Genomic DNA, 26,990 nt, shown 5'->3' with positions numbered 1-26,990 from the left:
GGGGCGAGATCAGAGCAGGCCGTCCCACATCTGCTCAAGAAGCACCGACCACCAGCTCTCCGGCGAAGCCAACGCCGCCGGATCAAGCGCAGCCAGCTGCCCCTGGAAGTCGACCGTCCAGCGACCCGCCTGCTCCTGGTTCAACCCGAACCGCAGCCGCCACATGCGGCCAAGGAGCGCCAGGCAGCGCGCGAACTCGGGCAGGCCCGTGTTCACGAACTGCGGCGGCACCGGCGCCCCGCCAGGACCCGCCTCCACCGGCACGGCGACGATGTTCGCCGTGCCGTACTGGACGCAGATCGCGCGGCCGAAGTCGCTGCCCATGACGAGGTACGAACCGGCGTCCGACGCCGGCTGCACCCCACGCTCCTGAGCCGTCTCGGCGAGCGTCGGCACCGGCCGCCCCGGCTGGGCCTGCGCCCAGAAGAACGGGCCGAAGTCGACGGGCAGACCCGCCACGACGAGCGTGTGCGCCACGAGGTCGGGCACGCCCTGCCGGGAGACCGCCCGCTGGTCGAAGCGGAAGATGCCGGGCCCGAAAGCGCCCACCAGCTCCTGCGCCACGCCCTCCGGCGGGATCGGCGGCGCGGGCTGCACCTGCGGCAGCGCCGCGCGCACCGGCGCGGGGCGCGCCGGACCGTCGGCGACCTGGTGCAACTCGGCCTGGTGCGCGATGAGCTGCTGCATGCCGCCCTGCCGGGACGCGTGGTCCCTGCCGTACGGGGCGATGCTCGTGATCCGCGCCTGCGGCCAGGTCTCGCGGATCATCCGGGCGCAGTACGCGCCGGGCAGCTCGCAGGACTCCAGCTCGGTGTGGAGTTCGAGCACCTGCTGCGGCGGCACGTTCATGCCGCGCAGCTCGTGCAGGATCTGCCACTCCGGGTGCGGGGTGCCGGGCGCCGAGCGGCGGATGAGCTGCTGCTCGGAGCCGTCCTGCGCGCGGTAGCGGAGTACGGCCTGGTAGCCGGGGCCGACGGTCGGCTGACCGGTGGGCGGCTGCGGGTAGCCGTAGGGCTGACCGGGGGCGGGCTGGTGCTGGCCCGGCGCCGGAGGCGGCATGCCGGGAACACCCGGGCCACCGGGAGCACCCGGAGCGCCAGGAGCACCCGGGGCCTGCGGCGGCATGGGCGCACCGGGGCCACCGACAGCGGGCCCGGCCAGCATCGTCGCTGCGTGGTGGACGCCACCGCCGGGAGCACCAGGGGCGCCAGGAGCGCCAGGAGCGCCAGGAGGCTGCGGCGCACCAGGAACACCGGGCGGACCGGGAGGCTGCGGCGCACCAGGAGCACCCGGAGCACCAGGAGCACCCGGCGGCTTGATCCCACCCGGACCACCCAAGCTCGGGTCCGCCAGCATCGTCGCCGCATGGTGCACACCACCGGGAGGCGTACCCGGAGCACCGGGCGGCCCAGGAGGCTGCGGCGCACCAGGAGCACCCGGAGCACCAGGAGCACCCGGCGGCTTGATCCCACCCGGACCACCCAAGCTCGGGTCCGCCAGCATCGTCGCCGCATGGTGCACACCACCGGGAGGCGTACCCGGAGCACCGGGCGGCCCAGGAGGCTGCGGCGCACCAGGAGCGCCAGGAGCACCCGGCGGCTTGATCCCACCAGGACCGCCCAGGCTCGGGTCCGCCAGCATCGTCGCCGCATGGTGGACACCCCCACCGGGGGGCGGAGTGCTGCCGGGAGCGTTCGGCGGAGCCGGCGGCTGCGGCGCACCAGGAGCCGCGGGCGGCTGAGGTCCGTCGGGGCCGAGCGCGGAGACGAGCTGCGTCGGGACGTAACCGCCCGCCGGGGTGCCCGGAGCACCGGGACCGGACGGCGGCGGCGTACTCCCGGGAGGCATGCCGGGCGGCATGCCGGGGGTCCCCGGGGCGCTGGGCGGAGGCGGCGTACTCGCACCGCCCCCACGGGCACCCCGCGGCGGCTGCGCCTTGCTGGTCGCGGCGTCGGCGATGTCCCCGGCACCGGGCGGCACGGAGTGCTGAGCCGCGGCGGGCGCCGCCCCCTGCGGGTAGCCGTACGCGGACGGGTCGGGAACACCGGCGCCCGGAGGCGGCGGCATGTTCACCGCGGCACCGGCGGGCGGAGGCGGCAGATTCGGGCCCGGAGCCGCCGTGCCCGGAGCGGGCGGCGCCTGCGCACCCGGGCCCTGCGGATAGCCGTACGCGGACGCGTCCGGAGCACCGGCGCCCGGAGGCGGCGGCATGTTCACCGCGGCACCGGCGGGCGGAGGCGGCAGATTCGGGCCCGGAGCCGCCGTGCCCGGAGCGGGCGGCGCCTGCGAACCCGGGCCCTGCGGATAGCCGTACGCGGACGCGTCCGGAGCACCGGCGCCCGGAGGCGGCGGCAGATTCGGGCCGTCGAGCGCGGGCGCGACCGTCGTCGACGGAAGGCCGCTCCCGCCATGCATCAGCGCGGTCTTGGCCTCCGGCGCCACACCGGGCGGCGGAGTGTCGTCGTCGTCACCGCCGACCAACGGCGGCGCGAACACCGTCGCGGGCGCGGGCACCGAGCGGTCGTCGTCGCCGGAATCCGCGTTGGTGTCCGTGCCCGCCCACGGGGTGGCCCCGGCGGACGGACCCGATTCCCCGGCAGCGGGCCACGGCGTACCGCCACCGGGCGCTTCGGGAGCGGCCGAGGCGGCAGGCGCCACGGGTGCCGCGGGCGTGACAGGAGCCGACGGCGCAGGCGAGGAAGACGAGGCCGACGAGTCGGCCCTGCTCGCCGACTCCGCCCTGCGATCCGGGATGCCCAGCTTGTCCGCCGCCTCCTGGAGCCACTCCGGAGGGCTCAACAGGAACGACGTCTGATTCAGGTCGACTCGCTCCGGCGGGGCGGGAGTCGCATCCTGAGGCGCCGCGTCCGGGACGCCGTACTCCTCCTCGTACCGGCGGATCACCTCACCGACCGGCAGACCCGGCCAGAGCGAGGCATCGCCGCTGTCGCGCGCGATGACGAGCCGCTGACGGCCGCCGTCGGACACCGGACCGTTCTCACGGTCCTCCGCCCACACGACGAAACCCAGCTCGAACTCCCGCACCCGCACCTCACGATGCTGGTATCCGGGCACATCGCCGTTGATCCACTCCTCGGCGCGCTCCTGCGCCTGCGCGAAGGTCACCATCGACAAGTCACTCCCCCACCGGGACGGCGCGCGCGAAGCCGCCGTCCACCATCAGGTTCGCCACGGTCTCCAGCTCCGGCGGATTCCCCGCCAGCCGGGACAAGAACGCGTCGAAGTCGTCACCGCACGGCAGCAGCAGCCGCTGCACCCGCTCGGCGGGCGCCCAGCCGTCCGTCTCCGAGACGTCCCGTGCGTCGTCGTACGCGCAGAACCACACCGAACCGATCCGGTCACCCTTGACCTTCACGGCGAGAATGCCGCCCTGCACGAAACCAACTCCCAAATAGTCCTTGGTGAGATGGTCGCGCAAGCACTTGTTCACGTACACCAGGTCGTTGACCGCGGCCTCGTCCCGCACCGTGAAGAACGGCTGGTCGATCAGGAGACCGAGCTCCGCGTCCAGGGCCGTGCCGACCGGCGCGCAGCCGCCCGCCGCCTTCAGGAACGAGCGGTAGGCACCGGGCAGCCGGTAGCCCAGCTCCTCCTCGGCGCCGAGGACCTCCTGCTCGGTCACCGCGACCGACGACTTCGGCAGCGCCAGATGCGCGGGACGGGTCTCCTGGAGCGGACGCGTACCCCGCTTGTTCTGGTCCACCGGCGTCGTGGCGAGCCCGCCGTGATGCCGCAGGAGCGCCTTCACCTCCACCGGGACCAGCTCAAGACGCCGACCGCCCGGCACGTGGTGCCAGGTCCAGCCGTGCGGGGTCGCCACCGGCGGAATCGTGTCCCACAGGTCGTGGTCCGCCGCGGCCATCGCCGCGTTCGCGGAGACGTAGTCCGTCAGACGCAGCTCGTCGACGCCGAAACCCTCCGGGGGCTCGGCGATCTCGGCGGCCGCGCGCGCGTAGACCGAGAAGTCCGGATAGCCGTGCTCGTCCACACGCACACCCCTGGGATGGCGCGTGGCCCGGACCGGATCCGGGAAGTGCACGACCTGCCCGGCGTAGGCCGCGTTCGGCGGCGCGGCTTGCTGCCCCAGCCGACCTGTCGTCATGGCGGTTGCCCCCTGCGGCACTGTTAATGGCTCTGCGGATCACTGTGCGTGGATTCGCTGTGCATGGATTCGCTGTGCGTGGATTGTGCGTACTTCGTCCTGCGTTCCGCAGACTGCGGATGTCGACAGCCTATGCGTAAGGACGACACGGGTCACCGGGCCTCCGGTTCCATGACCAGCAGCCACCGAACCGTCACCGTGCGACGAAAGCCGGGCGTGTCGCGGTGCCCCAGCTTCCGCACCACCCGCCCCATTTGGCAGGCTGTCCCCGCAACGCGGGGGCGTGGCACACGCGGTCACACCGCGAGTTGCGGGGAGGGAAGCACCACCATGCACACGGCACAGACCGGTACGGCAGGACACACGGCGGCCACGACAGCGCCTTCGGCGAGCGCCGAGAACCCCACCGACGCGGGGGACCCGCGCGTCGGCTGGAGCAGCACCTCCGCGCACGCGCCCACGCTGCGCCAGCGCCGCGACGGCATACTTCCCACCGTCGCCGCCGCACTCTCCGTCCGCGGCGCGACCCTCACCTGCACCGCCGGCCGCGGCGAGGAACCTCCCGCTCTGCACCCACTCGTACAGGACTTCCTCGACACCCTCACAAGCGGCCAGCGCGAGCGCTTCACCGGGCGGTGCGCCGAAGCCATCCTCATCTCGCGCCACCTCACGGCGGCCGACAAGAGCCGCTCCAAACGGGCCGCCCGAAAACCCATGACCAACGGCGAGGCCCGCAAGGCCCTCAAGCACGCCAAGCTCACCACCCGCCGCATCCGCGAGGACGGCGACCCCCTGCACGGCGGCTTCGCCCGCCCGTGCCGCTCGTGCACCGCCCTCACCTCGCACTTCGGCGTACGGATCGTGGACCCCACGACACAGGACTCCTGACCCCCACCACCGAGCCGCGAACCGCAACGAGGGCCACCCATGCACACGGAACAGCACACCGAGAACCACCCCGCACCCCAGACAGCCGCGTCACCCCGCTTCCCCGTCCCCGTCGATGCCGCCCTGCGCGCCGCGGGCTGGACCCCCGGACGCTGGGACATAAAACAGGCCGAGATCTGGGCCGACGTCCTGCGCCGCCACACCTCACCGGCAGGACACCAGCACGCCGTCTTCCCCGCCGCCGTCGAGGCCTGGGCCGAATTCGGCGGACTGCACATCACCCCACAGGGCCCCGGCCGCCACCTGGCACCCGCCGCCGTACACCTCGACCCCCTGTACGGACTCCACCTCGCCCGCACCCTCGGCGACCTCGGCCGCGCCCTCGACAGCGAGGTCTGCCCCATAGGAGAGGAGACGGAGACCCAGGCCCTGCTCGCCATCGACGCCGAGGGCCGCGTCTACAGCCTCGACCACAGCGGCGACTGGTACCTCGGCTCCCACATCGACGAAGCCCTCGCCACCCTGGCATCGGGCACCCAGCCGGAACGCCTCAAGGCGGGCTGAGCAAAGCCCGCGGCCCACACCGGCGACAAGGCGGCCTACGCGGCCGCGGGCAACACCGCGGACACCCGGAAACCACCCGCGTCCGTCGGCCCCGACACGAAGACACCGCCCAACGCGGTCACCCGCTCCTTCATGCCCACCAAGCCATTGCCGCCACTGGGCAGCCGGGCATCCCCCGGGCCCGCCTCCGGCGGCGGCTCGTTCTCCACCTGCATCGCGATCTCCGCACCACGGTGGGCGAGCCGGACGTACGTCTTGGCGCCCGCAGCGTGCTTGTGCACGTTCGTCAACGCCTCCTGGACCACCCGATACGCGGTCTGCTCCACGTCCGCCGCATACGCACGCGACTCACCCTCCACGGAGAGATCCACCGCCATCCCCGCCGCCCGGGACTGCCCCACCAGCTCCTCGATCTCCTCCAGGCACGGCCCGTCCTCATCCACCGCACGCGAGGCAGCAGCAGCCGCGGCGAACCCCACGGCGGCCAACGGCACCACATCGGACTCCGACCCGTGCCTGCCCCCCACCGCGGGCCTGCTCTCCCCGGTCCGCAGCACACCGAGCATCTCGCGCAACTCCGTCAGCGCCTGCCGCCCCATGTCACCGACAAGAGCCGCGTTCTTGACGGCCTTCTCCGGGTCCTTCCGCGCCACCGCCTGCAACGCCGCGGCATGCACCACCATCAGACTCACCCGATGCGCGACGACGTCATGCATCTCCCGCGCGATCCGCGTCCGCTCCTCGTTACGCGCCCACTCCGCTCGCTCCTCGGCCCGCTCGGCCAGAAGCTGCAACTCCCGCTCCAAGCTGTCCGCACGCTCCCGCAGACTCTCCATGAGCCGCCGCCGCGCCCCCACATACAGCCCGAGCAGAATCGGCGGCGCCGTCAGCCCGATGGAGGTCGTGATCGCGATGAACGGTATGAACCCCTCCGCGAACCCCAGCTCCCCGCTCTCCATGTCCTGCCGCGTCCGCACCAGCGTCACGATCAGCGTCCCGACCAACGACATCCCGGCCAGCGACCCGATGATCCGCCGAGGCAATTCAGAAGCGGCCAACGTGTAGAGCCCGACGACAGTCAGGAAGATCCCCATCTGCGCAGGCGTGATCGCGATGGAGATCAGCACCACCGCGATCGGCCACCGCCGCCGCAACACCAGCGACGCCCCCGCAAGCACCCCGAACGCGACCCCCACCCCCGTGGGAACCCCCGTATCCCCCGCGAACGTGATCCCCTCGGCCCCGCACTCCGCGGCCGAGGCCAACGCAAGCCCCACATCCAGCACGGCACTACGCCGCCGCTCCCACCACCACGGCCCGTTCACGGCCGCGCTGTGGCTATCCCCCGTCGTGGTCATGCCTTCCAGCCTACGGGCGACAAGCCCTCCTTTTCCGGCGAGTTTCCGGCTCAGTGATCGAACGCACGCGCTGTTCGATGCAAAACGAAACAGCCAGAAATCCCTCGAACTATTGAACCGCTCACCGCCTCCGGCCGGACGTCCGCATTCCGGACGAGGGTCGTCGCATGACAGAGACCACGGGCAAGTACGCCGACTTCGAGGACCTGCGGGAGCGAGCGATCGCGCTGCGGCGGGAGGGACTGAGCCGCCGCCAGATCCGGGACCGTCTACACCTCGACAACAACGACATCCTGAACCGCCTCCTGGACGGCGAGCCTGCCCCGGAGTGGACGAAGCGCCCCAACGCGAAGGACAACCTCCGGGAGCGGGCACGGGAGCTGCGGCTCCAGGGCCTGACCTACGACCAGATCCAGGTGGAGCTGGGGTGCTCGAAGGGTTCGATCTCGCTTTGGGTGCGGGATCTGCCGAAGCCTGAGCGACGGGATCCGTCGGAGCAGGCGAAGCTGGCGGCGCGGAAGCGGTGGGAGCACGAGCTCGCGGTGCGGGACGAGGAACGGCGGCAGACAAAGGAAGCAGCCGCTCAGTCGGTCGGAGAGATGTCGGAGCGCGAACTGCTCCTCGTAGGAGTCGCCCTCTACTGGGCCGAGGGCAGCAAGGACAAGCCGTACGACCGCCGGGAGAACGTCACGTTCGTGAACAGCGACCCCGGGATGATCCAGGTGTACCTGGCCTGGCTCGACCTTCTCGCGGTGGAGCGCCGACACCTGCGCTTCTCGGTGATGATCCACGAATCCGCCGACGTGGCTGCCGCCGAGCGCTACTGGGCCGACCTCGTCGGCGTCGATCGCGCCACCTTCAACAAGACGACGCTCAAGAAGCACAACCCGAAGACAGTCCGCAAGAACGTGGGCGCCGCCTACCGCGGCTGCCTGGTGGTCAAAGTCCTGCAAGGCGCCGACTTGTACCGTCGCATCGAAGGCACTTGGTACGGCATAGTGTTGTCCGCGCGTCAGCCCGATCGACAGAATCGGACATAGCGCACGAACCATCCCGGGTCGTCTAATGGCAGGACAAATGGTTTTGGTCCATTGAATGAGGGTTCGATTCCTTCCCCGGGAGCAGTACGGCACGGGTCCTGACCGCAAGGTCGGGACCCGCCCTCATTTCCGCCCCACAACGCCCCGGTATCCTGCGGATGTCCACTCCCCGCACATCCGAAGCCGAAGGGCACCCCCGTGAGCGCCAACAGCCCGGCAGCCGTCGTCGTCCTCGCAGCGGGTGAGGGCACCCGTATGAAGTCGGCCACCCCCAAGGTCCTGCATGAGATCTGTGGGCGTTCCCTCATCGGGCATGTGCTCGAAGCCGCGTACGCGCTGAGCCCCGAGCGGCTCGTCACCGTCGTCGGGTTCGCCCGCGAGCAGGTCGTCGCGCACCTGGGGACCATCGCCCCGGACGTGCGCACGGCGTACCAGAGCGAGCAGAAGGGCACCGGCCACGCCGTCCGGATCGGCCTGGACGAGCTCGGCGGTGCCGTGGACGGGACCGTGATCGTCGTCTGTGGTGACACCCCGCTCCTGACGGGCGCGACGCTGCAGAAGCTGGCGGCGACGCACACCGGTGACGGCAACGCCGTGACGGTGCTGACCGCCGAGGTGCCTGACGCGACGGGCTACGGCCGCATCGTGCGGGACGGCGAGAGCGGTGCGGTGACGGGCATCGTGGAGCACAAGGACGCCACGGAGACGCAGCGTCTGATCCGTGAGATCAACTCCGGGGTGTTCGCGTTCGACGGGCAGCTGCTCGCGAAGGCGCTGGGCAAGGTGCGCACGGACAACAGTCAGGGCGAGGAGTATCTGACGGATGTCCTGGGGATCCTTCGGGAAGCGGGTCATCGGGTGGGGGCCGCCGTCGCCGGTGATCATGAGGAGATCGCGGGCATCAACAACCGCGTGCAACTGGCCGAGGCCCGCCGCACCTTGAACGACCGCCTCCTGACCCAGGCCATGCTGGCGGGTGTGACGGTCGTGGATCCGGTGTCGACGTGGATCGACGCGACGGTGACGTACGAGCAGGACGCGCTGGTGCACCCCGGTACGCAGCTTCAGGGCGCCACGCATCTCGGTGAGGGTGCCGAGGTCGGGCCCAACTGCCGCCTGACGAACGTGCGGGTGGGTGCGGGGGCGCGCGTGGACAACACGGTCGCGTACGACTCCGAGGTCGGGGAGCAGGCGAGTGTCGGTCCGTACGCGTATCTGCGGCCGGGCACCCGGCTGGGTGTGAAGGCCAAGGCGGGTACGTACGTGGAGATGAAGAACGCGACGATCGGTGAGGGCACGAAGGTCCCGCATCTTTCGTACGTGGGTGACGCGACGATCGGTGATTTCTCCAACATCGGTGCTGCGAGCGTCTTTGTGAATTACGACGGTGAGGCGAAGCACCACACGACGGTGGGGTCTCATTGCAAGACGGGTTCGGACAACATGTTTGTGGCTCCTGTCACGGTCGGGGACGGCGCTTATACGGCGGCGGGTTCGGTGATCACGAAGGATGTTCCGGCTGGTTCGCTGGCTGTGGCCCGTGGCCAGCAGCGGAATATCGAGGGTTGGGTGGCGCGGAAGCGTCCGGGGAGCGCGGCTGCGCGGGCGGCGGAGGCGGCGTCCGGGGAGTCCAGGAATTCGGCAAGCGGAAGCTGACCGGAAACAGGTGCGTCGGACACGGCGTACCGTGATAGGTGCACACCATTTCGGCCGACTCAGCGCACGGGACGCGCGGTTTCGGCAGCGGGAAGAACTCGTCTGAGGAGACAAGTGCTGTGACCGGGATCAAGACGACCGGCGAGAAGAAGTTGATGCTCTTCTCCGGCCGCGCCCACCCCGAGTTGGCCGAGGAGGTCGCACACAAGCTGGGTGTCGGCATCGTGCCGACGAAGGCTTTCGATTTCGCCAACGGCGAGATCTACGTGCGGTACCAGGAGTCGGCTCGTGGCGCGGACTGCTTCTTGATCCAGAGCCACACGGCTCCGATCAACAAGTGGATCATGGAGCAGTTGATCATGATCGACGCGCTGAAGCGCGCGTCGGCCCGCTCCATCACCGTGATCGTGCCGTTCTACGGCTACGCACGCCAGGACAAGAAGCACCGCGGTCGTGAGCCGATCTCGGCCCGCATGGTGGCGGACCTGATGAAGACCGCGGGTGCGGACCGCATTCTCACGGTCGACCTGCACACGGACCAGATCCAGGGCTTCTTCGACGGCCCGGTCGACCACCTCTTCGCGCTGCCGATCCTGGCGGACTACGTGGGTGCGAAGGTCGACCGCGACAAGCTGACCGTGGTCTCTCCCGACGCCGGCCGCGTGCGCGTCGCCGACCGCTGGTGCGACCGCCTCGGCGCTCCGCTGGCCATCGTGCACAAGCGCCGCGACAAGGACGTCGCCAACCAGGTCACCGTCCACGAGGTCGTGGGTGAGGTGAAGGGCCGCGTCTGCGTCCTGGTCGACGACATGATCGACACGGGTGGCACGATCTGCGCCGCCGCCGACGCACTGTTCGCGCACGGTGCGGAGGACGTCATCGTGACGGCGACGCACGGTGTGCTGTCCGGTCCGGCAGCGGACCGTCTGAAGAACTCCAAGGTGAGCGAGTTCGTGTTCACGGACACGCTGCCCGACCCGGGCGACCTGGAGCTCGACAAGATCACGGTGCTCTCGATCGCGCCGACCATCGCGAACGCGGTGCGTGAGGTCTTCGAGGACGGTTCGGTGACGAGCCTCTTCGAGGAGCAGGCGTAAAGATCCACTTTGGGCTGCGGCCTCCCCGCCGGGTAGACTCACCGAGTTGCTCGGCGAGGGAGGCCGTACTCATGTGAAGTACGGTCGTCCGTTATCGACGCGCTCTTCGTAGCAGGCCAGTAGTCGCATGGCCGGGTAACCGACCCCATCCGACGTTTCTGATCCGACATACGAGGAGTGCACATGTCTGAGGTCAAGCTCGCCGCTGAGACCCGCACCGAGTTCGGCAAGGGCGCTGCCCGCCGTATCCGCCGCGAGGCCAAGGTTCCGGCCGTTGTCTACGGTCACGGCGCCGACCCCGTCCACATCACGCTTCCGGGCCACGAGCTGCACCTCGCGCTCCGTACGTCCAACGTCCTTCTCGCCCTGGACATCGACGGCAAGAAGCACCTGGCGATCCCGAAGGCCGTCCAGCGTGACGCCATCAAGGGCTTCCTCGAGCACGTCGACCTGCTGCTCGTCCGTCAGGGCGAGAAGGTCAACGTCGACATCTACGTCCACACCGAGGGCGAGCTCGCCCCGGGCGGCAACCTGCTCGAGCACGTGCTGAACGCGCTGCCCGTCGAGGCCGAGGCCACGCACATCCCGGAGTCGGTCACCGTCTCCATCGCCGGTCTCGAGGCCGGTGCGACCATCCTCGCCAAGGACATCCCGCTGCCCGCCGGCACCACCCTGAACGTCGAGGACGACGTCGTCGTTCTTCAGGTGCTCGCCGCGCAGGCCGAGGAGGCCGCCGAGACCACCGAGGGTGACGCCGACGCCGCCGCCGAGGCCTGAGCCTCGACCGCTGTCGCGATCGACTGAGCTCGATCCGGTTTCAGCTGGGCTCGATCCCGTTTCGGCTCAGCTCGACTCTGCCAACCGCCGCTCCGCGCTCCGTGCGCGGGGCGGCGGTTGGGCTATGAAGGAGACATGCAGATGACGACGGACCCCAGCGCGCCCTGGCTGATCGTGGGTCTGGGCAATCCAGGCCCTGGGTACGCCATGAACCGGCACAACGTGGGCTTCATGGTGGCCGATCTCCTCGCGGAGCGGATCGGCGGCTCGTTCAAGCGCAGCGGGCGTACGCAGGCGCAGGTGCTGGAGGGCCGGATCGGTCCGGTGGGTCCGGCGAACCGCCGGGTCGTCCTGGCGAAGCCGATGTCGTACATGAATGTGTCGGGTGGCCCGGTGACGGCGCTGCGCGATTTCTACAAGGTCCCGACGGCGAACATCGTGGCGGTCCACGACGAGCTGGACATCGACTACGGCACGCTGCGGCTGAAGCTGGGCGGCGGCGACAACGGCCACAACGGTCTGAAGTCGATGACGAAGGCGATGGGCCCGGACTACCACCGGGTGCGGTTCGGGATCGGGCGTCCGCCGGGGCGTATGCAGGTCGCGGACTTCGTCCTGAAGGACTTCTCGTCGGCGGAGCGCAAGGAGCTGGGCTACTTCGTGGACCGGGCGGCGGATGCGGCCGAGGCGCTGGTGATCGAGGGGTTGGAGCGGGCGCAGAGCTCGTACAACTCCTGAGCTTCTGGGCGGTTGGCCGAGAGCTGTTGACTCAGCGCAGCGCCATGGCCAAGGATCGCCGCCATGAATCTGCTGCTTCTGGGGCGCCGGACGGCCATGGGCGTGCTCGCGGCGCTGCTGCTCGTCGCGGGTTTCTGGGCGTCCTGGGGCACGGCTCAGCATGTGATGCTGGGCGATTCGCGTGAGCGGGGCACGATGCGGGTCGCGCGGTGCACGTCGGACGCCTGCGTCGGTCCGTACACCCCTTCGTCCGCCGGCTTCCAGCCACGCGAGCGTGTCGTGATCGACCGCTCGATCGCGGAGAAGAAGGGGGTGCGGATTCCGGTGGCGGTGAAGCCGGGTACCTCCGAGGTCGTACGCACGGGTGGCCCCGGGTTCCTCCACGCGTGGCTGCCGCTGGGCGGTGCGCTGCTCCTGTCCGCGGTGGTGGTGGCCGGGGGCCTGCGCCTGCCCCGCACGGCGTGGGCCCTGGCCTTGGCGGGCGGCACGCTGCTGACGGCGTCTTTCGCGACGCTGGCGTTCTGAGGGTCCGCGGGTCCGCTGCGCGGCGGCTGAAACGGCGCCTCAAGCCCGCCGCTGCGCGGCGGATCTTTCCCGCCCACCCACCCGATTGCCCCGCAGCGCGGGGAGGGGGTGAGGGGCGGGCTGCTCTGCGATTGCTGCGTTGTCATCGTCCGCAGCCGCCGCTTCGCGGCGATCTCCCCCACCCACCCACCCAAGCACCCAGGTAGCCCCGCCTACCCGACGCGGGGCAATCGGGTGGGTGGGCGGGAAAACATCCGCCGCGAAGCGGCGGGACAGGGGCGCCCCGCCGGGCCCGACGGCGAACGCACCCGCCCCGCGCCCCGCGAGCCAAGGCGCCCCCGCCAGGAAAAATCAGCCGGTGTTCCGCAGCCCCGCCGCCACACCGTTCACCGTGAGGAGCAGCGCGCGGCCCAGGAGCGGGTCCGCCTCCTCGCCTGCTGCTGCCGCGTCACGCTGGCGCTTCAGGAGGGCTACCTGGAGGTACGAGATCGGGTCCAGGTAGGCGTCGCGGATGCCGAACGTCTGCTGGAGCTCCGGGTGGGAGTCGAGCAGTTCCTCGCCGCCGGTGACGCGAAGGACCTCCTGCACCGTCAGCGCGTGCTCCGCCTCGATCACGTCGAAGACGTGCTTCAGCTCGTCGGGGACGAGCGTGTCCACGTAGTGGCGGGCGATCCGCAGGTCCGTCTTCGCCAGGGTCATCTCCACGTTCGAGATGAAGTTCCGGAAGAAGTGCCAGTGCTCCTGCATCTCGCCGAGCACGGTGTCCAGACCGGCCTCACGCAGCGCCTTCAGGCCCGAGCCGACGCCGAACCAGCCCGGCACGATCTGCCGCGACTGCGTCCAGCCGAAGACCCACGGGATGGCGCGCAGGCCGTCGAGCGAGACGCCCGAGCCGGGGCGGCGGGAGGGCCTGGAGCCGAGGTGCAGGTCGGCGAGCTGGTCGACCGGCGTCGACGCGAGGAAGTACGTCGGCAGGTCCGGGTCCTCGACGAGCCGCCGGTAGGCGGAGTGCGCGGCGTCCGAGACCACGTCCATCGCCGCGTCCCAGCGGGCCAGCGCCTCGTCCGACTGGCGGGGAGCGGTGTGCAGGGCCGATGCCTGCAGCGTCGCCGCCACCGTCAGTTCGAGGTTCTCCCGGGCGAGCGACGGCACGAGGTACTTGTCGGAGATGACCTCGCCCTGCTCGGTCACCTTGATCTCGCCCTCGAGCGTGCCCCAGGGCTGCGCGAGGATCGCGTCGTGCGAGGGGCCGCCGCCACGGCCGACGGTGCCGCCGCGGCCGTGGAAGAGGCGCAGGCGCACGCCGTAGCGGTGCGCGACGTCACGCAGCCGCCTCTGCGCCCGGTGGATCTCCCACTGCGAGGTCGTGATGCCGCCGAACTTGGACGAGTCCGAGTAGCCGAGCATGACCTCCTGGACGTCACCGCGAAGCGCCACCAGCCTGCGGTAGGACGGGTCGGCGAGCATCTCGTCGAGGATGACGTCGGCGGCGCGCAGCTCGTCCGTCGTCTCCAGGAGCGGCACGATGCCGATCTTCGCCCAGCCCGCGTGCAGGTCGATGAGCCCGGCCTCGCGGGCCAGGACGGCCGCCGCGAAGACGTCGTCCGCGCCCTGGCACATGGAGATGATGTACGACTCGATGACCTCGGGCCCGAAGACCTGCAGGGCCTTCTTGACGGTGAGGAAGACCCCGAGGGTCTTCTCCCCCGCGGCGTCCAGCGGAGCCGGCGAGGGACCGAGCGGCCTGCGCGAGCGCAGCTCCTTGGCGAGCAGCTTCTGGCGGTACTCGCGCGGCATGTCCACGTACCGCCAGGACTCCTCGCCCAGGCGGTCGAAGAGCTGACCGAGCGCGTGGTGGTGGGCGTCGGCGTGCTCACGTACGTCCATGGTGGCGAGCTGCAGACCGAACGCGGCGAGCGTACGGATCGTGCGGTTCATCCGGCCGTCGGCGAACAGGGCGCCCTTGTGCTCGCGCAGCGACGTCTGGACGAGGGTGAGGTCGTGCAGGAGCTCACCGGTGCCGAGGTAGTCGCGGCCGTCCTCGTGGGCGGTGCCGCGGGCCAGGCGCTCCTTGGTGTTCTCCAGCTTCTGCCGGATGCAGGTGGCCTTGAGGCGGTAGGGCTCCTCGGAGTTCAGCCGCTTGTAGCGCGGGCTGATCTCGGGCAGCCGCTCCAGGTCGAGCTGGAGGGAGGCCTTCAGTTCCTCGGTGGCTCCGGTGTAGCGGATGGAGTTGGAGAGGAAGCCGCGCAGCTCGTCGACGAGGGCGAGCGCGTCGTTGATGCCGTGCTCGTGCTGGAGGATCAGGACGTCCCAGGTGACCTCGGGCGTCACGTTCGGGTTGCCGTCGCGGTCGCCGCCGATCCAGGTGCCGAAGGTGAGCGGCCGGGTGCCTTCCGGGAGCTGGACGCCGACGCGCTCCAGCTCGGCGGTGAGGTCTTCCAGTACGTCCCCGACGGCGCCGGCGTGCAGCTCGTCCAGGTAGTAGATGGCGTTGCGTGCCTCGTCCGCGGGTTCGGGACGGACGACGCGCAGTTCGTCGGTCTGCCACACCAGGTCGATGTTCTCGGCGAGGCGGGTGTCGTGACGGCGCCGGTCGGCCTCGATGACCGGGGTCTCCAGGAGCTCGGCGACGCGGCGCAGCTTGTTGAGGACGGAGCGGCGTGCCGCCTCGGTGGGGTGCGCGGTGAAGACGGGGCGCACGTTCAGGTGCTCCACGGTCTGGCGCAGGTGCTCGGGGTCGGCGTCCTTGAGTCGGTCCGCGGTGCGGGCCAGGAGCCCGCCCTCGGCGGCGCGCCGGGCGCGCAGCTCGCGACCGCGGTGGACCTGCTCGGTCACGTTGGCCAGGTGGAAGTACGTGGAGAAGGCGCGGACCAGCTTGGCCGCGGTCTCCAGTTCGGTGCCACCGAGCAGGCGGGCCGCGGCCTCGCCGTCCTCACGGGTCAGGCGGCGGACCTTCTCGACCAGTTCGAGGAGCTCTGAGCCCTCCTGACGTACGAGGGTCTCGCCCAGCAGGTCGCCGAGGCGGCGGATGTCTGCGCGCAGCTCGGTGCTGGCTGTGGTGGTCTGGTCGTCGGCACTGCTCACAGGTGCGGCTCCTTGCAGTGTTGAAGCACGTCAGGTCTGGGAGGGGCCCTCGGCCGGATAGGAATCCGTATTCCGGGGGACTCGGGAGACAGAGAGCGGACCGCGCTGTCCGACCGTTTCCGTTTCCAAGGATAGGTGTCACATCGCGGCACGGACTCGCATCCTCTTGCCGCGAGGTTCCGCGCTGCCATACTTACGACGCCGTAGGTTACGGGACCGTAGATAACGCGGGACCCCGTGACCGTGCGCCCGCCGCACTCGCGCCGTGACCCTCAACCCTCGACCCCACAGGGGACGTGCCCATGACCACATCTTCCGATGCGTATTCCGACACCGATGTGATCGAAGACGCTTCGCGATCGACGACCGACGCCCCCTCCCCGCCTTCCGTCCCTTCCGCGACGCTGGGCGGTGAGCAGAAGCGCTCGCTGGAGCAGATCACGCTGCTTCTGTTCATCACCCTCCCGTTCCTGGCCCTGGTCGCGGCGGTGCCGCTGGCCTGGGGGTGGGGGGTGAGCTGGCTGGACCTCGGCCTGCTGGTGTTCATGTACTACCTGGGCTGCCACGGCATCACGATCGGTTTCCACCGCTACTTCACGCATGGCTCCTTCAAGGCGAAGCGTCCGCTGCGGATCGCGCTGGCCGTGGCGGGGTCGATGGCGGTGGAGGGGCCGCTGGTCCGCTGGGTGGCGGACCACCGCAAGCATCACAAGTTCTCGGACGCGGAGGGCGACCCGCACTCCCCGTGGCGCTTCGGCGAGACGGTCCCGGCCCTGATGAAGGGCCTGTGGTGGGCGCACATCGGCTGGATGTTCGACGAGGAGCAGACGTCGCAGGAGAAGTACGCACCGGATCTGATCAAGGATCCGGCGATCCGTGCCGTCTCCCGCCAGTTCCTGTTCTGGACGATCGTGTCGCTCGCGATTCCGCCGCTGGTCGGCGGCCTGGTGACGATGTCGTGGTGGGGTGCCTTCACGGCGTTCTTCTGGGGCTCGCTGGTCCGGGTCGCGCTGCTGCACCACGTCACGTGGTCGATCAACTCGATCTGCCACGCGGTGGGCAAGCGCCCCTTCAAGTCGCGCGACCGCTCGGGCAATGTGTGGTGGCTCGCGGTCCTGTCCTGCGGTGAGTCCTGGCACAACCTCCACCACGCCGACCCGACGTCGGCGCGGCACGGTGTCCTGAAGGGCCAGGTCGACTCCTCCGCGCGGATCATCCGCTGGTGCGAGCAGCTGGGCTGGGCGACGGACGTGCGCTGGCCGTCGGAGTCCCGTATCGACTCCCGCCGGAAGCCGAAGACCGTCGGCCCGGCATGATTGACGACGTGCCGACCGACTCCAGCAGTACAAGCCCCTCCAGCAAAGAGAAGCAGCCCCGGCGTACGCGCCGGACCCGGATGACGGGTGCCGAGCGCCGGGAGCAGTTGCTGGACATCGGCCGCACCCTCTTCGCCGCCAAGGGTTTCGAGGGCACGTCGGTGGAGGAGATCGCGGCGAAGGCCGGCGTCTCCAAGCCCGTCGTGTACGAGCACTTCGGCGGCAAGGAGGGGCTGTACGCGGTGGTGGTGGACCGCGAGATGCGGGCGCTGCTCGACGGTGTGACGGGTGCGCTGACGGCGGGGCATCCGCGGGAGCTGCTGGAGCAGGCGGCGTTCGCCCTCCTCGACTACATCGAGACGTACACGGACGGCTTCCGCATCCTGGTCCGCGACTCGCCGGTGGCGCAGTCGACGGGCACGTTCGCCTCGCTGATCTCGGACATCGCGACGCAGGTGGAGGACATCCTGGGTCAGGAGTTCAAGACGCGGGGCTTCGACCAGAAACTGGCGCCGCTGTACGCCCAGGCGCTGGTCGGCATGGTCGCGCTGACGGGCCAGTGGTGGCTGGACGTGCGCAAGCCGAAGAAGGCGGAGGTGGCGGCGCACCTGGTGAACCTGGCGTGGCACGGCCTTGATGGGCTTGAGCCCAAGCCGCGGTTGATAGGGCACAGGAAGAGCTGACGCCGGGGCGGGGAGGAATGCGGGCGCGGTCAGCTCCGCGTGATCTCCTCGCCGATGGCGAAACCCTTGGCGGGCCCGCTCGGGATGATCGCCTCGGTGCCGTAGGGGACGCGGTGTTCGTCCTCGTACGTGGCCTTCTTCGGGTTGGGCGCGGTCAGCACGAGGACGGCACCCTCCTCGTCGAAGTCATCGACGATCACGTAGACGGGGATGCCCGCGCGGGCGTACTCACGGCGCTTGCGGACGCGGTCGCGCTCGATGTTGCGGCGGCCCGGCGAGACGACCTCGACGACCATGGGGACTCCGGCGGCGTCGACGCCGAGGTCCTCTTCGTCGGGGATCTCGTCGGGATCGAGCGGGCCGACAAAAAGGTCCGGGATCCAGCACTTCCGGCGGTGGAAGACGTTGCCGTCATGCCACACCGTGTACTCGCTGCTGCCCAGATGTTTTTCCAGGGCGCGGCGGAGGCGGTTGATGAGCACCATGTGACGACGGCGGCCGGTGGGCGACACTTCGATGGCTCCCTCAATGATCTCGGCCCGGTAGCCCTCGGGGAGATCCATGGCCTTCCACGCCTGCCACAGGACCTCGTCCAGGTCGGGTACCGGGTTGTCCACCACGGGGGTCACCTCATGTGCGAGAGCGGTCATCGTGCAGCACCTCCTCCATCAGTGTGGGCGCGGGCGCCACTGCGGCACAAGCGACACGGGGACGCTATGGCTCGCGCCGCCCCGGTGGGCCGGAAATCCCTGCGATCACTCAAAAGTGCGAGGTCAGGCCAACGCTTCGAGGAATTCGAGCCGGTTGCCCACCGGGTCGTCCGCGTAGAAGCGCCGGTGGCCCGGCAGGGCGTGGTCCCAGGTGACGGGCACGCCCCGCGAGGCCAGCGCCCCCGGCTTGGGGATCTCCGTCATGCCGAGCACCCCGCAGTAGAAGGCCCGCAGCTCCGGCTCGCTGCCGGGGGGAGCGGCCAGCTGGACGTGGTCGATGCCGGTCAGCAAGGAGCTCACCCCTCCCGCCGGGCCACCCCGAAGACCCTGCGGAAGGGGAAGACCGTGCCGCCCGTACCCGCCGGGTAGGCGTGGCGCAGAAGCTTCGCGTACTCCGACAAGAACGCCTCCCTCGCCTCCTCATCGCCCGCGAGGGCGGTCAGCACCGGCCGCAGGCCCGTCCCCTTCACCCAGTCGAGGACCGGGTCCTGCCCCTCGAGGAGGTGCAGATACGTCGTCTCCCACGCGTCCACCTCGCACCCCAGCGAGACCAGCCGCTCCAGGTAGGCCGCAGGCGAGAGCACCGCGTCCGCGTGGCGCAGCCGCCCGCCGAGCCGGTCGCACCACCGCTCCGACTCGCTCAGCTCGCGCATCAGGACGTGGCTGGGGGCATCGAAGTTGCCGGGGACCTGGAAGGCGAACGTGCCGCCGGGGGCCAGCGCCGCGATCCAGGCGGGGAAGGAGTCCGGGTGTCCTGGGACCCATTGGAGTGTCGCGTTGGACAGGATCAGGTCGTACGTCCCCTCGGGCGGCGCCCAGTCCGACGCGTCCGCCTCCGCGAAGTCCAGGCGGCCGCCCTGCACCGTGGGTCCCGCGAGCTCCTCGGCCCGGTCCAGCATCTGAGGGGAGTTGTCGAAGCCCGTGATGTACGCCGTGGGCCAGCGCTCGGCGAGGAGGCGGGTGACGTTGCCGGGGCCGCAGCCCAGGTCCGCGATGCGCGGCGCGCGGCCGTCGGCGGTGGCGGGGAGCTCGGGGATGCGGGCCAGGAGGTCGACGAAGGGCCGGGCGCGGTGCCCGGAGTGGCGCAGATACTGGCCCGGGTCCCACGTGGGGGTGCGGTTGCTGCTGCTGGAAACGGCGGGCGTGGCGGCGGACATGGTTGGGCCTCCTCTGTGCAAGGACCTCAGGACCTCGGACCTCGGCGTCGTGGACACGTCGGCTCGACTTCGTACGGGCGTCACATCAGCGTCGTACGGGCGCCACGGACGCGTCGTAGGGCCATCCTCGACCTGAAGTATCTTGACGTCAAGAGACTTCATGTCGACAGACCCCCTACACTGATCGTCATGGAGGACGAGGTCGACCGTCTGGTCGCAGCGTGGCGCCGGGAGCGCCCTGACCTCGACGTGGAACCACTCGAGGTGCTCAGCCGCGTCAGCAGGCTCGCGCGGCATCTCGACAGGGCTCGTCGGCTCGCGTTCTCCGAGCACAATCTGGAGCCGTGGGAGTTCGACGTACTGACGTCGCTGCGGCGCGCGGGCGCCCCCTATCAGCTCTCCCCCGGACAGCTCCTCACCCAGACCCTGGTGACGTCCGGCACGATGACCAACCGCATCGACCGCCTCGCGAAGAAGGGTCTTGTCGAGCGGCTGCCGGATCCGAGTGACCGGCGGGGCGTGCTCGTGCGGCTGACGGAGGAGGGGCAGGACCGGGCCGACCAGGCGCTCGCCGGTCTCCTGAAGCAGGAGCGGGCGATCCTCGCCGAGCTCTCGCGCGGACAGCGGGGCGAACTGGCCGGGCTGCTACGCCAGTTGACCGCCCCGTTCGACAACATCCCCGGCTAGGTCGACCGGCCCCACCCCGGCCCTGCGCGCAAGGGCGACGGCCGCGAGCGTGGAGTGGACGCCCAGCTTTCCCAGGACGTTCTGCATGTGCGTACGCACCGTGTGCGGGGAGAGGAAGAGGCGCTCGGCCACGGCCTTCCTGCCCAGGCCCGCCACCATGCAGCGAAGGACCTCACGCTCGCGCGGGGTCAGGGACTCCACCAGGCGCTCGGATTCCGTGCGGTGCTTGCGCGCCGCGGTCAACTCACGCAGAACGCCGGTGAGCAGCGCGGGCGGCAGATGGGTCTCCTCCCGCAGCACGCCCCGTATGACCGTCAGGAGCCGGGACAGGGAGCAGTCCTTGGCGACCCATCCCGAGGCGCCTGCCTGCAGCGCGAGGGCGGCCCTGCGGGGGTCGTCCTTCTCGGCGAGCACGACCGTGCGGACCATCGGCTGGCCCGAACGGACCCCGGCCACCAGGGAGATGCCGTCCACCAGGGCGTCCGCGTTGCCCTCCTGGACCGAAGGCGCGGGGCGGACACCCTGCATGGCGCTCGCGGACGCGCCCAGGTCGGCGTCGACGAGCAGCACGTCGTATCTGCGCCCCTCGGCTATCGCCCGCTCCAGGCAGCGCAGCGCGGCAGGGCCGCTGCCCGCCGCGGACACGTCCACATCAGGCTCCGCCGCCAGTGCCGCCGCGAGCGACTCGGCGAAGATGCGATGGTCGTCGACGACCAGGACTCGGATCCGGACCACTGAAACCCCCTCCCCCAAGCTCTCCTCGAAGAGCAGGGGATACCCCCGTCAAAATGACGTCGGAGGACATACGGTGCGGGTACGACACCCGGAACGGGGGTCGCCGCAGTCGCACGGCCGCCGCCGTGCTGTGACTGCTACCCCCACGCCGGGCGTCGTACCCGACTGTCTCGCCCCCTGATCAGTGCCGGCCCCCACCGGCACTGCCACTCAGAGTAGGGCCGCACGGCAGGAGCGGAAGGTAATTTACAGAACTGACTGGCCAGCGCGTTTATGGTGAGCCGTATGTTTCGTATTGAGACAGGAGTCGACAAAGAGCGGTCCGCTCTGCTCCTCGCCCGGCTCCAGGAAGCGAACACCGCCGCTTCACCCGTGATCCGCGCACTGCGCGGCACCCCTCAGGACCGCGAAACACCGCTGGCCGTCTGGCTGATGGAGCGCACGGAGGGCCTGGTCGGCGGCCTCGCGGGGCACACCTGGGGCCGCTGGCTCCACGTGAACCACCTCTGGGTCAGCGAGCAGCACCAGGGCGCGGGCCTTGGCGCACAGCTCCTGGCCGAGGCGGAGCGGATCGCGCGGGACGAGCGGGACTGCCTCAACTCCCGTGTGGAGACATGGGACTTCCAGGCGCCCGGGTTCTACCGCGGTCAGGGGTACGACGTGGTGTCGGTGATCCCCGACTACCCGGAAGGGGCCAAGGAGTTCACCTTGACGAAGCGGCTCGGGTAGGCGGGGATCCGGGGGAGGTCACGCCAGGCGGCGCGCCCCCGCCGAAGGCACCGCGGGGAACACCCGCGGCGCCGTGAAGCCCGCCGAGGTGAACGCCTCCAGGATCGACTTCGTGACCGGCGCCGCGTCCACCTCGTCCACGAGGACGATCGCCGAGCCGCCGAAGCCGCCGCCCGTCATGCGCGCGCCGATCGCGCCCGCCGCGTTCGCGGTGGACACCACCAGGTCCAACTCCTCGCAGGAGATGCGCAGATCGTCCCGCAGCGAGGCGTGCCCCTCGGTCAGGACGGGGCCGATCGCCCGCACCTCGCCCGCGTCGAGCAGGCCGATGACCTGCTCCACCCGGTGGTCGTCCGAGACGATGTGGCGTACGTAGCGGCGGATCTTCTCGTCCGTCAGTTTCGCCAGGGCGGCGGGGAGTTGGGCGTACTCGACGTCCCGCAGGTGGGAGACGCCCAGGATGCGCGCGCCCTCCTCGCACCCGGCCCGCCGCTCGGCGTACGCCCCGTCGCCCAGCTCGTGCTTGACCCGGGTGTCGACCACCAGGAGCTGGAGGCCCTGTGCCGCAAGGTCGAAGGGGACCTGGCGTATCGACAGGTCGCGGCAGTCCAGGTGCAGGGCGTGGCCCTCGGTGGCGCACGCGGAGGCCATCTGGTCCATCACGCCGCACGGCACGCCGACGAAGGCGTTCTCGGCGCGCTGGGCGAGGACCGCCAACCGGGGTGCGTCCAGGCCCAGTTCGTACAGGTCGTTCAGGGCGAGTGCCGTGACGACCTCCAGGGCGGCCGACGAGGAAAGGCCCGCCCCGGTCGGCACGGTCGACGCGAGGTGGATGTCGGCGCCACCGGAGACCGCGTGGCCCGCGTCCCGCAGCGCCCACACCACGCCCGCCGGGTAGGCGGCCCAGCCGCCCTGCCCGTATTTCGACAGGGGGGTCAGCTCGTCGACGCGCAGTTCGGCGACGGGAGCGTCGATGTCCGCCGAGTGGAGCCGCAGGACGCCGTCGGTGCGGCGCGCCACCGCCGCCACCGCGGTGTGCGGCAGCGCGAGCGGCATCACGAAGCCCTCGTTGAAGTCCGTGTACTCGCCGATGAGGTTGACCCGGCCCGGGGCCGACCAGACCCCCTGCGCCTCGTACCCGTACAGCTCCGCGAACTGCCCCGCTACGTCCATCAGTTACCCCTCAAGCCCTGTTGAACCGGTTAACGCTGGGCGAACGCCCACGCGTCGGCGACGATGCCCGCGAGGTCCGCGCGGGACGGATTCCAGCCGAGCCGTTCCCGCGCGGTGGCCGCGGACGCGACGAGGACCGCCGGGTCGCCGCCGCGGCGCGGGGCCATGACCTCGGGGATCGGGTGTCCGGTGACCTGGCGGACGGTCTCGATGACCTCGCGCACGGAGAAGCCGTTGCCGTTGCCGAGGTTGCAGATCAGGTGCTCGCCGGAGGTGGCCGCCTCGACGGCGAGGAGGTGGGCCTGCGCCAGGTCCGCGACGTGGATGTAGTCGCGGACGCAGGTGCCGTCCGGGGTCGGGTAGTCGTCACCGAAGACGTTGATCGCCTCACGGCGGCCCTGCGCGACCTGGAGGACCAGCGGGATGAGGTGCGACTCGGGGTCGTGCCGCTCCCCGTACTGGCCGTAGGCGCCCGCCACGTTGAAGTAGCGAAGGGACACCGCGGCCAGGCCGTGGGCCGCGGCCTCACCGGTGATCATGTGGTCGACGGCGAGCTTCGACGCGCCGTACGGCGAGGTCGGGGCGGTCGGGTCCGTCTCGGTGATGGGGGTGCTGACCGGCTCGCCGTACGTGGCCGCGGTGGACGAGAACACCAGCTTGCGCACGCCCGCGTCGCGCATCGCGGCGAGCAGCGCCATCGTGCCGCCGACGTTGTTGTCCCAGTACTTCTCGGGCTTCACGACGGACTCGCCGACCTGCGAGAAGGCGGCGAAATGCAACACGGCGTCGAAGGAGGAGTCCAGCCACTTGGCGGCATCGCGGATGTCGCCCTCGACGAAGGTCGCGCCGGACGGGACGCCCTCGCGGAACCCGGTGGAGAGGTTGTCGAGGACGGTCACCTCGTGCCCGGCCTCGATCAGATGCTGGGCCACCACGCTTCCCACATAGCCCGCCCCGCCGGTGACCAGGTACTTACCGCTCATGAACTCGCTACCTCTCGCAGTCGCTGGGCCGCGGCTTCCGGCGGCACGTCGTTGATGAACACGCTCATGCCGGATTCGGAACCCGCGAGGAACTTCAGCTTGCCCGAAGTGCGGCGAATGGTGAAAAGCTCGAGGTGGAGCGCGAAGTCGTCCCGATTGACCCCTTCGTGCTCCTCCAGGGCACCGAAGGGCGCCTGGTGCCACGCCGCGATGTACGGAGTGAGCGCCTCGCCCTCGGTCCCGCCTTCACCCTCGCCGAAGATCCGGTCGAAGCGCCTCAACAGTTCCAGATAGACCTGGGGAAACTCTGTGCGTGCCGCTTCGTCGAGCCCGAGCAGGTCCGGCACCCGGCGCTTGGGGTAGAGGTGCACCTCGTAGGGCCAGTGCGCGGCGTGGGGGACGAACGCCACCCACTGCTCGGTCTCCAGGACCACGCGCTCACCGGCCGACTCCTCGGCGACGACGTCGTCGAAGAGATTGCGCCCCGTCGCCTCCTTGTGCGCGGCAAGCGACCTCAGCATCAGGGACGTGCGCGGGGTGACGAAGGGATACGCGTAGATCTGCCCGTGCGGGTGGCCCAGGGTCACGCCGATCTCGGCGCCGCGGTTCTCGAAGCAGAACACCTGCTGCACGGAGGGCAGGTGCGAGAGCTCGGCGGTCCTGTCCGTCCACGCGTCGAGGACCAGGCCCGCCTGCTCCTGCGTGAGGTCGGCGAAGGACGAGTCGTGGTCGGAGGTGAAGCAGACGACCTCGCACCGTCCGGCGTCCCCGGCCAGCGAGGGGAAGCGGTTCTCGAAGACCACCACGTCGTACGAGGAGTCGGGGACCTCGCTCAGCCGCTCTCCCTCGGAGGGGCACAGCGGGCACTCGTCGGCCGGCGGGTGGTAGGTGCGGCCCTGGCGGTGCGAGGCGATGGCGACCGCGTCGCCCAGGAGCGGGTCCCTGCGGATCTCCGAGGTGGTGGCGATGGGGTCCAGGGGCCTTTGGTCGATGGCGTCGCGCACCGCGTCGTCGCGCGAGTCGTAGTAGATGAGCTCACGACCGTCTGCGAGACGGGTCGAGGTCTTCTTCACGTCCGGGGCTCCTCACCAACACCCACCCAACATAACCGAACATAACAAATCACAAGGCAACAGCATCGTCAATGCGGTCGTAGCGATGAGTCCGATCACAATCCAACAAAGAACACCAACAGAAGTCTTCAGTTATTGAAGTGAGAAGCGTAGGTTCCGGTCTGATCAGTTCGCGCAACGAAGCGAGTTCACGCATGCAGTCCCCCACACAGACCCTGGCCGAGGGGCTTCGGCTGCCCACCAACGGCCTCGACTACGCGATCCTCGCGATCTACTTCATCGTGGTCCTCGGCATCGGCTTCGCCGCCCGGCGCTCCGTGAAGACCAGCCTCGACTTCTTCCTCTCGGGCCGTTCGCTGCCCGCCTGGGTCACCGGTCTCGCGTTCGTCGCCGCGAACCTCGGCGCCACCGAGATCCTGGGCATGGCCGCGACCGGCGCCCAGTACGGCGTCGCGGTCGTCCACTGGTACTGGATCGGCGCCATCCCCGCGATGGTCTTCCTCGGCCTCGTGATGATGCCGTTCTACTACCGCAGCAAGGTCCGCTCGGTCCCCGAGTACCTGCTCCAGCGCTTCGACAAATCGGCACACCTGCTGAGCTCCGTGCTCTTCGCCTTCGCGGCGATACTCATCGCGGGTGTGAACCTCTACGCCCTCTCGATCGTCGTCGAGGCGCTCCTCGGCTGGCCGCAGTGGGTGGCGATCGTGGTCGCCGGATTCTTCGTCCTCGCGTACATCACGATCGGCGGGCTCTCCTCGGCGATCTACAACGAAGTACTCCAGTTCTTCGTGATCCTGGCCGCGCTCATCCCGATCTGCGTCATCGGCCTCAAGAAGGTCGGCGGCTGGGACGGCATGTCCGACTCACTCGTGAAGGCGCACGGCGAGGACTTCATGAGCGCGTGGGGCGGCACCGGCATCGGTGACGCCAACCCGCTGGGCGCGAACTGGCTGACGATCATCCTCGGCCTCGGCTTCGTGCTCTCGTTCGGCTACTGGACGACCAACTTCGCCGAGGTGCAGCGCGCCCTGTCCGCGAAGAACCTCTCCGCCGCCCAGCGCACGCCGCTGATCGCCGCCTTCCCGAAGATCTTCATCGTCTTCCTGGTGATGATCCCGGGCCTGGTCGCGGCCGTACTCGTCCCGAAGATCGGCACGGCGGGCTCGGACCTCACCTACAACGACGCGATCCCGTACCTGATGCAGGAGCTGCTGCCCAACGGCGTGCTCGGCATCGCGGTGACCGGTCTGCTCGCGGCGTTCATGGCGGGCATGGCGGCGAACGTGTCGTCCTTCAACACCGTCTTCACGTACGACATCTGGTCGAAGTACGTGGTCAAGAACCGCGAGGACGGCTACTACCTGAAGTTCGGCCGCGTGATCACCGCGATCGGCGTCCTCGCCTCGGTCGGAACGGCCTTCATCGCCTCGTCGTTCTCGAACATCATGGGGTACCTCCAGACGCTGTTCTCCTTCTTCAACGTCCCGATGTTCGTGGTCTTCATCATCGGCATGTTCTGGAAGCGCGCGTCGATGAAGTCCGGTGTGTGGGGCCTGCTCGCGGGCACGACCGCCGCGATGGTCAACTACTTCTGGATCTACAAGCAGGGCGTCATCGACATCCCGACCGACCAGGGCGCCAACTTCGTCTCGGCGATCGTCGGCTTCGTCGCGGGCGCCGTGGTGATGGTCGTGGTCACGCTCTTCACCGCCCCCAAGCCGGAGGCCGAACTGGCCGGTCTGGTCTACGGGACGACGTCGCCGGACCTGGAGGAGCCGCCCGCGGAGGGCGACGACGCCTGGTACCGCAAGCCCGCGCTGCTCGGCTGGGGAGCGATCGTGCTCGCCGCGCTCTGCTACCTGCCGTACTCGCTCTAACCCCGATCGGAGGTCTG

Annotated in this window: 24 protein-coding genes and 1 tRNA gene; 14 read left to right on the top strand and 11 right to left on the bottom strand. The window is 70.1% G+C overall.

Going from position 1 to position 26,990, the window contains the following annotated elements; genetic code table 11:
* Nucleotides 1-9: 9 nt before the first annotated feature.
* The gene (locus M4V62_RS24955; RefSeq protein WP_249589457.1) at nucleotides 10-3,129 is read right to left on the bottom strand and encodes an SUKH-4 family immunity protein; all 3,120 of its coding nucleotides are present in this window, start codon (nucleotides 3,127-3,129) and stop codon (nucleotides 10-12) included.
* A gap of 7 nt (nucleotides 3,130-3,136) precedes the next feature.
* Complete coding sequence (locus M4V62_RS24950) at nucleotides 3,137-4,123, bottom strand: SMI1/KNR4 family protein (protein ID WP_249589456.1); 987 nt, start codon at nucleotides 4,121-4,123, stop codon at nucleotides 3,137-3,139.
* 330 nt (nucleotides 4,124-4,453) lie between these two features.
* On the opposite strand from M4V62_RS24950, the gene M4V62_RS24945 reads away from it, so the two are divergent.
* Both M4V62_RS24945 and M4V62_RS24940 read left to right on the top strand, forming a co-directional pair.
* Nucleotides 4,454-5,011 (top strand): YwqJ-related putative deaminase, encoded by a 558-nt coding sequence (locus M4V62_RS24945; protein ID WP_249589455.1) that lies wholly within the window; start codon nucleotides 4,454-4,456, stop codon nucleotides 5,009-5,011.
* 39 nt (nucleotides 5,012-5,050) lie between these two features.
* Nucleotides 5,051-5,575, top strand: a complete 525-nt coding sequence (locus M4V62_RS24940) for an SUKH-3 domain-containing protein (RefSeq protein ID WP_249589454.1) — start codon at nucleotides 5,051-5,053, stop codon at nucleotides 5,573-5,575.
* Between the two features lie 35 nt (nucleotides 5,576-5,610).
* On the opposite strand, the gene M4V62_RS24935 is transcribed toward M4V62_RS24940, so the two are convergent.
* Nucleotides 5,611-6,933, bottom strand: a complete 1,323-nt coding sequence (locus tag M4V62_RS24935; RefSeq protein ID WP_249589453.1) for a sensor histidine kinase — start codon at nucleotides 6,931-6,933, stop codon at nucleotides 5,611-5,613.
* A 167-nt stretch (nucleotides 6,934-7,100) separates the two neighbouring features.
* On the opposite strand from M4V62_RS24935, the gene M4V62_RS24930 reads away from it, so the two are divergent.
* The 7 genes from M4V62_RS24930 (at nucleotide 7,101) to M4V62_RS24900 (ending at nucleotide 12,766) form a co-directional block, all read left to right on the top strand.
* Complete coding sequence (locus tag M4V62_RS24930) at nucleotides 7,101-7,973, top strand: hypothetical protein (RefSeq protein ID WP_249589452.1); 873 nt, start codon at nucleotides 7,101-7,103, stop codon at nucleotides 7,971-7,973.
* A gap of 11 nt (nucleotides 7,974-7,984) precedes the next feature.
* A tRNA-Gln gene (locus M4V62_RS24925) sits at nucleotides 7,985-8,055 on the top strand.
* Nucleotides 8,056-8,171: 116 nt separating this feature from the next.
* Nucleotides 8,172-9,629, top strand: coding sequence for a bifunctional UDP-N-acetylglucosamine diphosphorylase/glucosamine-1-phosphate N-acetyltransferase GlmU (glmU, locus tag M4V62_RS24920; protein ID WP_249589451.1), 1,458 nt, complete (start codon nucleotides 8,172-8,174; stop codon nucleotides 9,627-9,629).
* Between the two features lie 119 nt (nucleotides 9,630-9,748).
* Nucleotides 9,749-10,726 (top strand): ribose-phosphate diphosphokinase, encoded by a 978-nt coding sequence (locus tag M4V62_RS24915; protein ID WP_249589450.1) that lies wholly within the window; start codon nucleotides 9,749-9,751, stop codon nucleotides 10,724-10,726.
* Between the two features lie 183 nt (nucleotides 10,727-10,909).
* Nucleotides 10,910-11,503, top strand: coding sequence for a 50S ribosomal protein L25/general stress protein Ctc (locus M4V62_RS24910; RefSeq protein ID WP_249589449.1), 594 nt, complete (start codon nucleotides 10,910-10,912; stop codon nucleotides 11,501-11,503).
* Between the two features lie 135 nt (nucleotides 11,504-11,638).
* On the top strand, nucleotides 11,639-12,241 hold the full coding sequence (pth, locus tag M4V62_RS24905) for an aminoacyl-tRNA hydrolase (RefSeq protein WP_249589448.1): 603 nt from the start codon (nucleotides 11,639-11,641) through the stop codon (nucleotides 12,239-12,241).
* Nucleotides 12,242-12,304: 63 nt separating this feature from the next.
* Nucleotides 12,305-12,766 carry a hypothetical protein gene (locus M4V62_RS24900; protein WP_249589447.1) on the top strand — a complete coding sequence of 154 codons (462 nt, stop codon included), beginning with the start codon at nucleotides 12,305-12,307 and terminating at the stop codon, nucleotides 12,764-12,766.
* A 351-nt stretch (nucleotides 12,767-13,117) separates the two neighbouring features.
* On the opposite strand, the gene ppc is transcribed toward M4V62_RS24900, so the two are convergent.
* The gene (gene ppc, locus M4V62_RS24895) at nucleotides 13,118-15,850 is read right to left on the bottom strand and encodes a phosphoenolpyruvate carboxylase (RefSeq protein WP_249589446.1); all 2,733 of its coding nucleotides are present in this window, start codon (nucleotides 15,848-15,850) and stop codon (nucleotides 13,118-13,120) included.
* 302 nt (nucleotides 15,851-16,152) lie between these two features.
* Here ppc and M4V62_RS24890 point away from each other — a divergent pair, with 302 nt between their 5' ends.
* Nucleotides 16,153-17,166, top strand: a complete 1,014-nt coding sequence (locus tag M4V62_RS24890; RefSeq protein WP_249589445.1) for an acyl-CoA desaturase — start codon at nucleotides 16,153-16,155, stop codon at nucleotides 17,164-17,166.
* Complete coding sequence (locus M4V62_RS24885) at nucleotides 17,163-17,849, top strand: TetR/AcrR family transcriptional regulator (protein WP_249589444.1); 687 nt, start codon at nucleotides 17,163-17,165, stop codon at nucleotides 17,847-17,849. The genes M4V62_RS24890 and M4V62_RS24885 overlap by 4 nt, the downstream gene beginning before the upstream one ends.
* Nucleotides 17,850-17,878: 29 nt before the next feature.
* Here the strand turns inward: M4V62_RS24885 and M4V62_RS24880 are convergent, their stop codons facing one another.
* The 3 genes from M4V62_RS24880 to M4V62_RS24870 all read right to left on the bottom strand — a co-directional run bounded on the left by M4V62_RS24880 (nucleotide 17,879) and on the right by M4V62_RS24870 (nucleotide 19,716).
* Nucleotides 17,879-18,499 carry a Uma2 family endonuclease gene (locus M4V62_RS24880; protein WP_249589443.1) on the bottom strand — a complete coding sequence of 207 codons (621 nt, stop codon included), beginning with the start codon at nucleotides 18,497-18,499 and terminating at the stop codon, nucleotides 17,879-17,881.
* Nucleotides 18,500-18,622: 123 nt separating this feature from the next.
* Nucleotides 18,623-18,850, bottom strand: coding sequence for a VOC family protein (locus M4V62_RS24875; RefSeq protein WP_249592975.1), 228 nt, complete (start codon nucleotides 18,848-18,850; stop codon nucleotides 18,623-18,625).
* Between the two features lie 5 nt (nucleotides 18,851-18,855).
* The gene (locus M4V62_RS24870; RefSeq protein ID WP_249589442.1) at nucleotides 18,856-19,716 is read right to left on the bottom strand and encodes a trans-aconitate 2-methyltransferase; all 861 of its coding nucleotides are present in this window, start codon (nucleotides 19,714-19,716) and stop codon (nucleotides 18,856-18,858) included.
* A gap of 189 nt (nucleotides 19,717-19,905) precedes the next feature.
* On the opposite strand from M4V62_RS24870, the gene M4V62_RS24865 reads away from it, so the two are divergent.
* On the top strand, nucleotides 19,906-20,403 hold the full coding sequence (locus M4V62_RS24865; RefSeq protein WP_160505514.1) for a MarR family winged helix-turn-helix transcriptional regulator: 498 nt from the start codon (nucleotides 19,906-19,908) through the stop codon (nucleotides 20,401-20,403).
* Here M4V62_RS24865 and M4V62_RS24860 read toward each other — a convergent pair.
* A complete protein-coding gene (locus M4V62_RS24860; protein ID WP_249589441.1) occupies nucleotides 20,362-21,138 on the bottom strand; it encodes a LuxR C-terminal-related transcriptional regulator in 777 nt (258 codons plus the stop codon). The genes M4V62_RS24865 and M4V62_RS24860 overlap by 42 nt on opposite strands.
* 273 nt (nucleotides 21,139-21,411) lie before the next feature.
* Here M4V62_RS24860 and M4V62_RS24855 point away from each other — a divergent pair, with 273 nt between their 5' ends.
* Nucleotides 21,412-21,867 carry a GNAT family N-acetyltransferase gene (locus M4V62_RS24855; protein WP_249589440.1) on the top strand — a complete coding sequence of 152 codons (456 nt, stop codon included), beginning with the start codon at nucleotides 21,412-21,414 and terminating at the stop codon, nucleotides 21,865-21,867.
* Nucleotides 21,868-21,885: 18 nt separating this feature from the next.
* Here M4V62_RS24855 and galK read toward each other — a convergent pair whose 3' ends face one another.
* From galK to galT, 3 genes are read right to left on the bottom strand one after another with little or no spacing between them, the layout of a single operon-like run.
* Nucleotides 21,886-23,040 (bottom strand): galactokinase, encoded by a 1,155-nt coding sequence (galK, locus tag M4V62_RS24850; RefSeq protein ID WP_249589439.1) that lies wholly within the window; start codon nucleotides 23,038-23,040, stop codon nucleotides 21,886-21,888.
* A 29-nt stretch (nucleotides 23,041-23,069) separates the two neighbouring features.
* Nucleotides 23,070-24,023: a UDP-glucose 4-epimerase GalE gene (gene galE, locus M4V62_RS24845; RefSeq protein WP_249589438.1), complete on the bottom strand. Its 954-nt coding sequence runs from the start codon at nucleotides 24,021-24,023 to the stop codon at nucleotides 23,070-23,072.
* Nucleotides 24,020-25,096, bottom strand: a complete 1,077-nt coding sequence (gene galT / locus M4V62_RS24840) for a galactose-1-phosphate uridylyltransferase (RefSeq protein WP_249589437.1) — start codon at nucleotides 25,094-25,096, stop codon at nucleotides 24,020-24,022. Before galT ends, galE begins: the two co-directional genes overlap by 4 nt.
* Before the next feature lie 194 nt (nucleotides 25,097-25,290).
* Here galT and M4V62_RS24835 point away from each other — a divergent pair, with 194 nt between their 5' ends.
* Nucleotides 25,291-26,973, top strand: coding sequence for a sodium:solute symporter family protein (locus M4V62_RS24835; RefSeq protein WP_249589436.1), 1,683 nt, complete (start codon nucleotides 25,291-25,293; stop codon nucleotides 26,971-26,973).
* Nucleotides 26,974-26,990 lie beyond the last annotated feature (17 nt).

This window comes from Streptomyces durmitorensis, assembly GCF_023498005.1.
GTDB lineage: Bacteria > Actinomycetota > Actinomycetes > Streptomycetales > Streptomycetaceae > Streptomyces > Streptomyces durmitorensis.
The sequence above is the reverse complement of the archived record's forward strand: the minus strand, read 5'-3'. Positions and strand labels throughout refer to the sequence as shown.

Bases quoted from the DNA above. Each gene is read 5' to 3' on its own strand.
- M4V62_RS24910 (WP_249589449.1), top strand. From the start codon at position 10,910: ATGTCTGAGGTCAAGCTCGCCGCTGAGACCCGCACCGAGTTCGGCAAG.
- M4V62_RS24935 (WP_249589453.1), bottom strand. From the start codon at position 6,933: ATGACCACGACGGGGGATAGCCACAGCGCGGCCGTGAACGGGCCGTGG.
- M4V62_RS24940 (WP_249589454.1), top strand. From the start codon at position 5,051: ATGCACACGGAACAGCACACCGAGAACCACCCCGCACCCCAGACAGCC.
- M4V62_RS24890 (WP_249589445.1), top strand. From the start codon at position 16,153: ATGACCACATCTTCCGATGCGTATTCCGACACCGATGTGATCGAAGAC.
- M4V62_RS24855 (WP_249589440.1), top strand. From the start codon at position 21,412: ATGGTGAGCCGTATGTTTCGTATTGAGACAGGAGTCGACAAAGAGCGG.
- galK (WP_249589439.1), bottom strand. From the start codon at position 23,040: ATGGACGTAGCGGGGCAGTTCGCGGAGCTGTACGGGTACGAGGCGCAG.
- M4V62_RS24835 (WP_249589436.1), top strand. From the start codon at position 25,291: ATGCAGTCCCCCACACAGACCCTGGCCGAGGGGCTTCGGCTGCCCACC.
- M4V62_RS24900 (WP_249589447.1), top strand. From the start codon at position 12,305: ATGAATCTGCTGCTTCTGGGGCGCCGGACGGCCATGGGCGTGCTCGCG.
- pth (WP_249589448.1), top strand. From the start codon at position 11,639: ATGCAGATGACGACGGACCCCAGCGCGCCCTGGCTGATCGTGGGTCTG.
- M4V62_RS24955 (WP_249589457.1), bottom strand. From the start codon at position 3,129: ATGGTGACCTTCGCGCAGGCGCAGGAGCGCGCCGAGGAGTGGATCAAC.
- M4V62_RS24885 (WP_249589444.1), top strand. From the start codon at position 17,163: ATGATTGACGACGTGCCGACCGACTCCAGCAGTACAAGCCCCTCCAGC.
- M4V62_RS24870 (WP_249589442.1), bottom strand. From the start codon at position 19,716: ATGTCCGCCGCCACGCCCGCCGTTTCCAGCAGCAGCAACCGCACCCCC.
- M4V62_RS24950 (WP_249589456.1), bottom strand. From the start codon at position 4,123: ATGACGACAGGTCGGCTGGGGCAGCAAGCCGCGCCGCCGAACGCGGCC.
- M4V62_RS24880 (WP_249589443.1), bottom strand. From the start codon at position 18,499: ATGACCGCTCTCGCACATGAGGTGACCCCCGTGGTGGACAACCCGGTA.
- M4V62_RS24865 (WP_160505514.1), top strand. From the start codon at position 19,906: ATGGAGGACGAGGTCGACCGTCTGGTCGCAGCGTGGCGCCGGGAGCGC.
- M4V62_RS24945 (WP_249589455.1), top strand. From the start codon at position 4,454: ATGCACACGGCACAGACCGGTACGGCAGGACACACGGCGGCCACGACA.
- galE (WP_249589438.1), bottom strand. From the start codon at position 24,023: ATGAGCGGTAAGTACCTGGTCACCGGCGGGGCGGGCTATGTGGGAAGC.
- M4V62_RS24930 (WP_249589452.1), top strand. From the start codon at position 7,101: ATGACAGAGACCACGGGCAAGTACGCCGACTTCGAGGACCTGCGGGAG.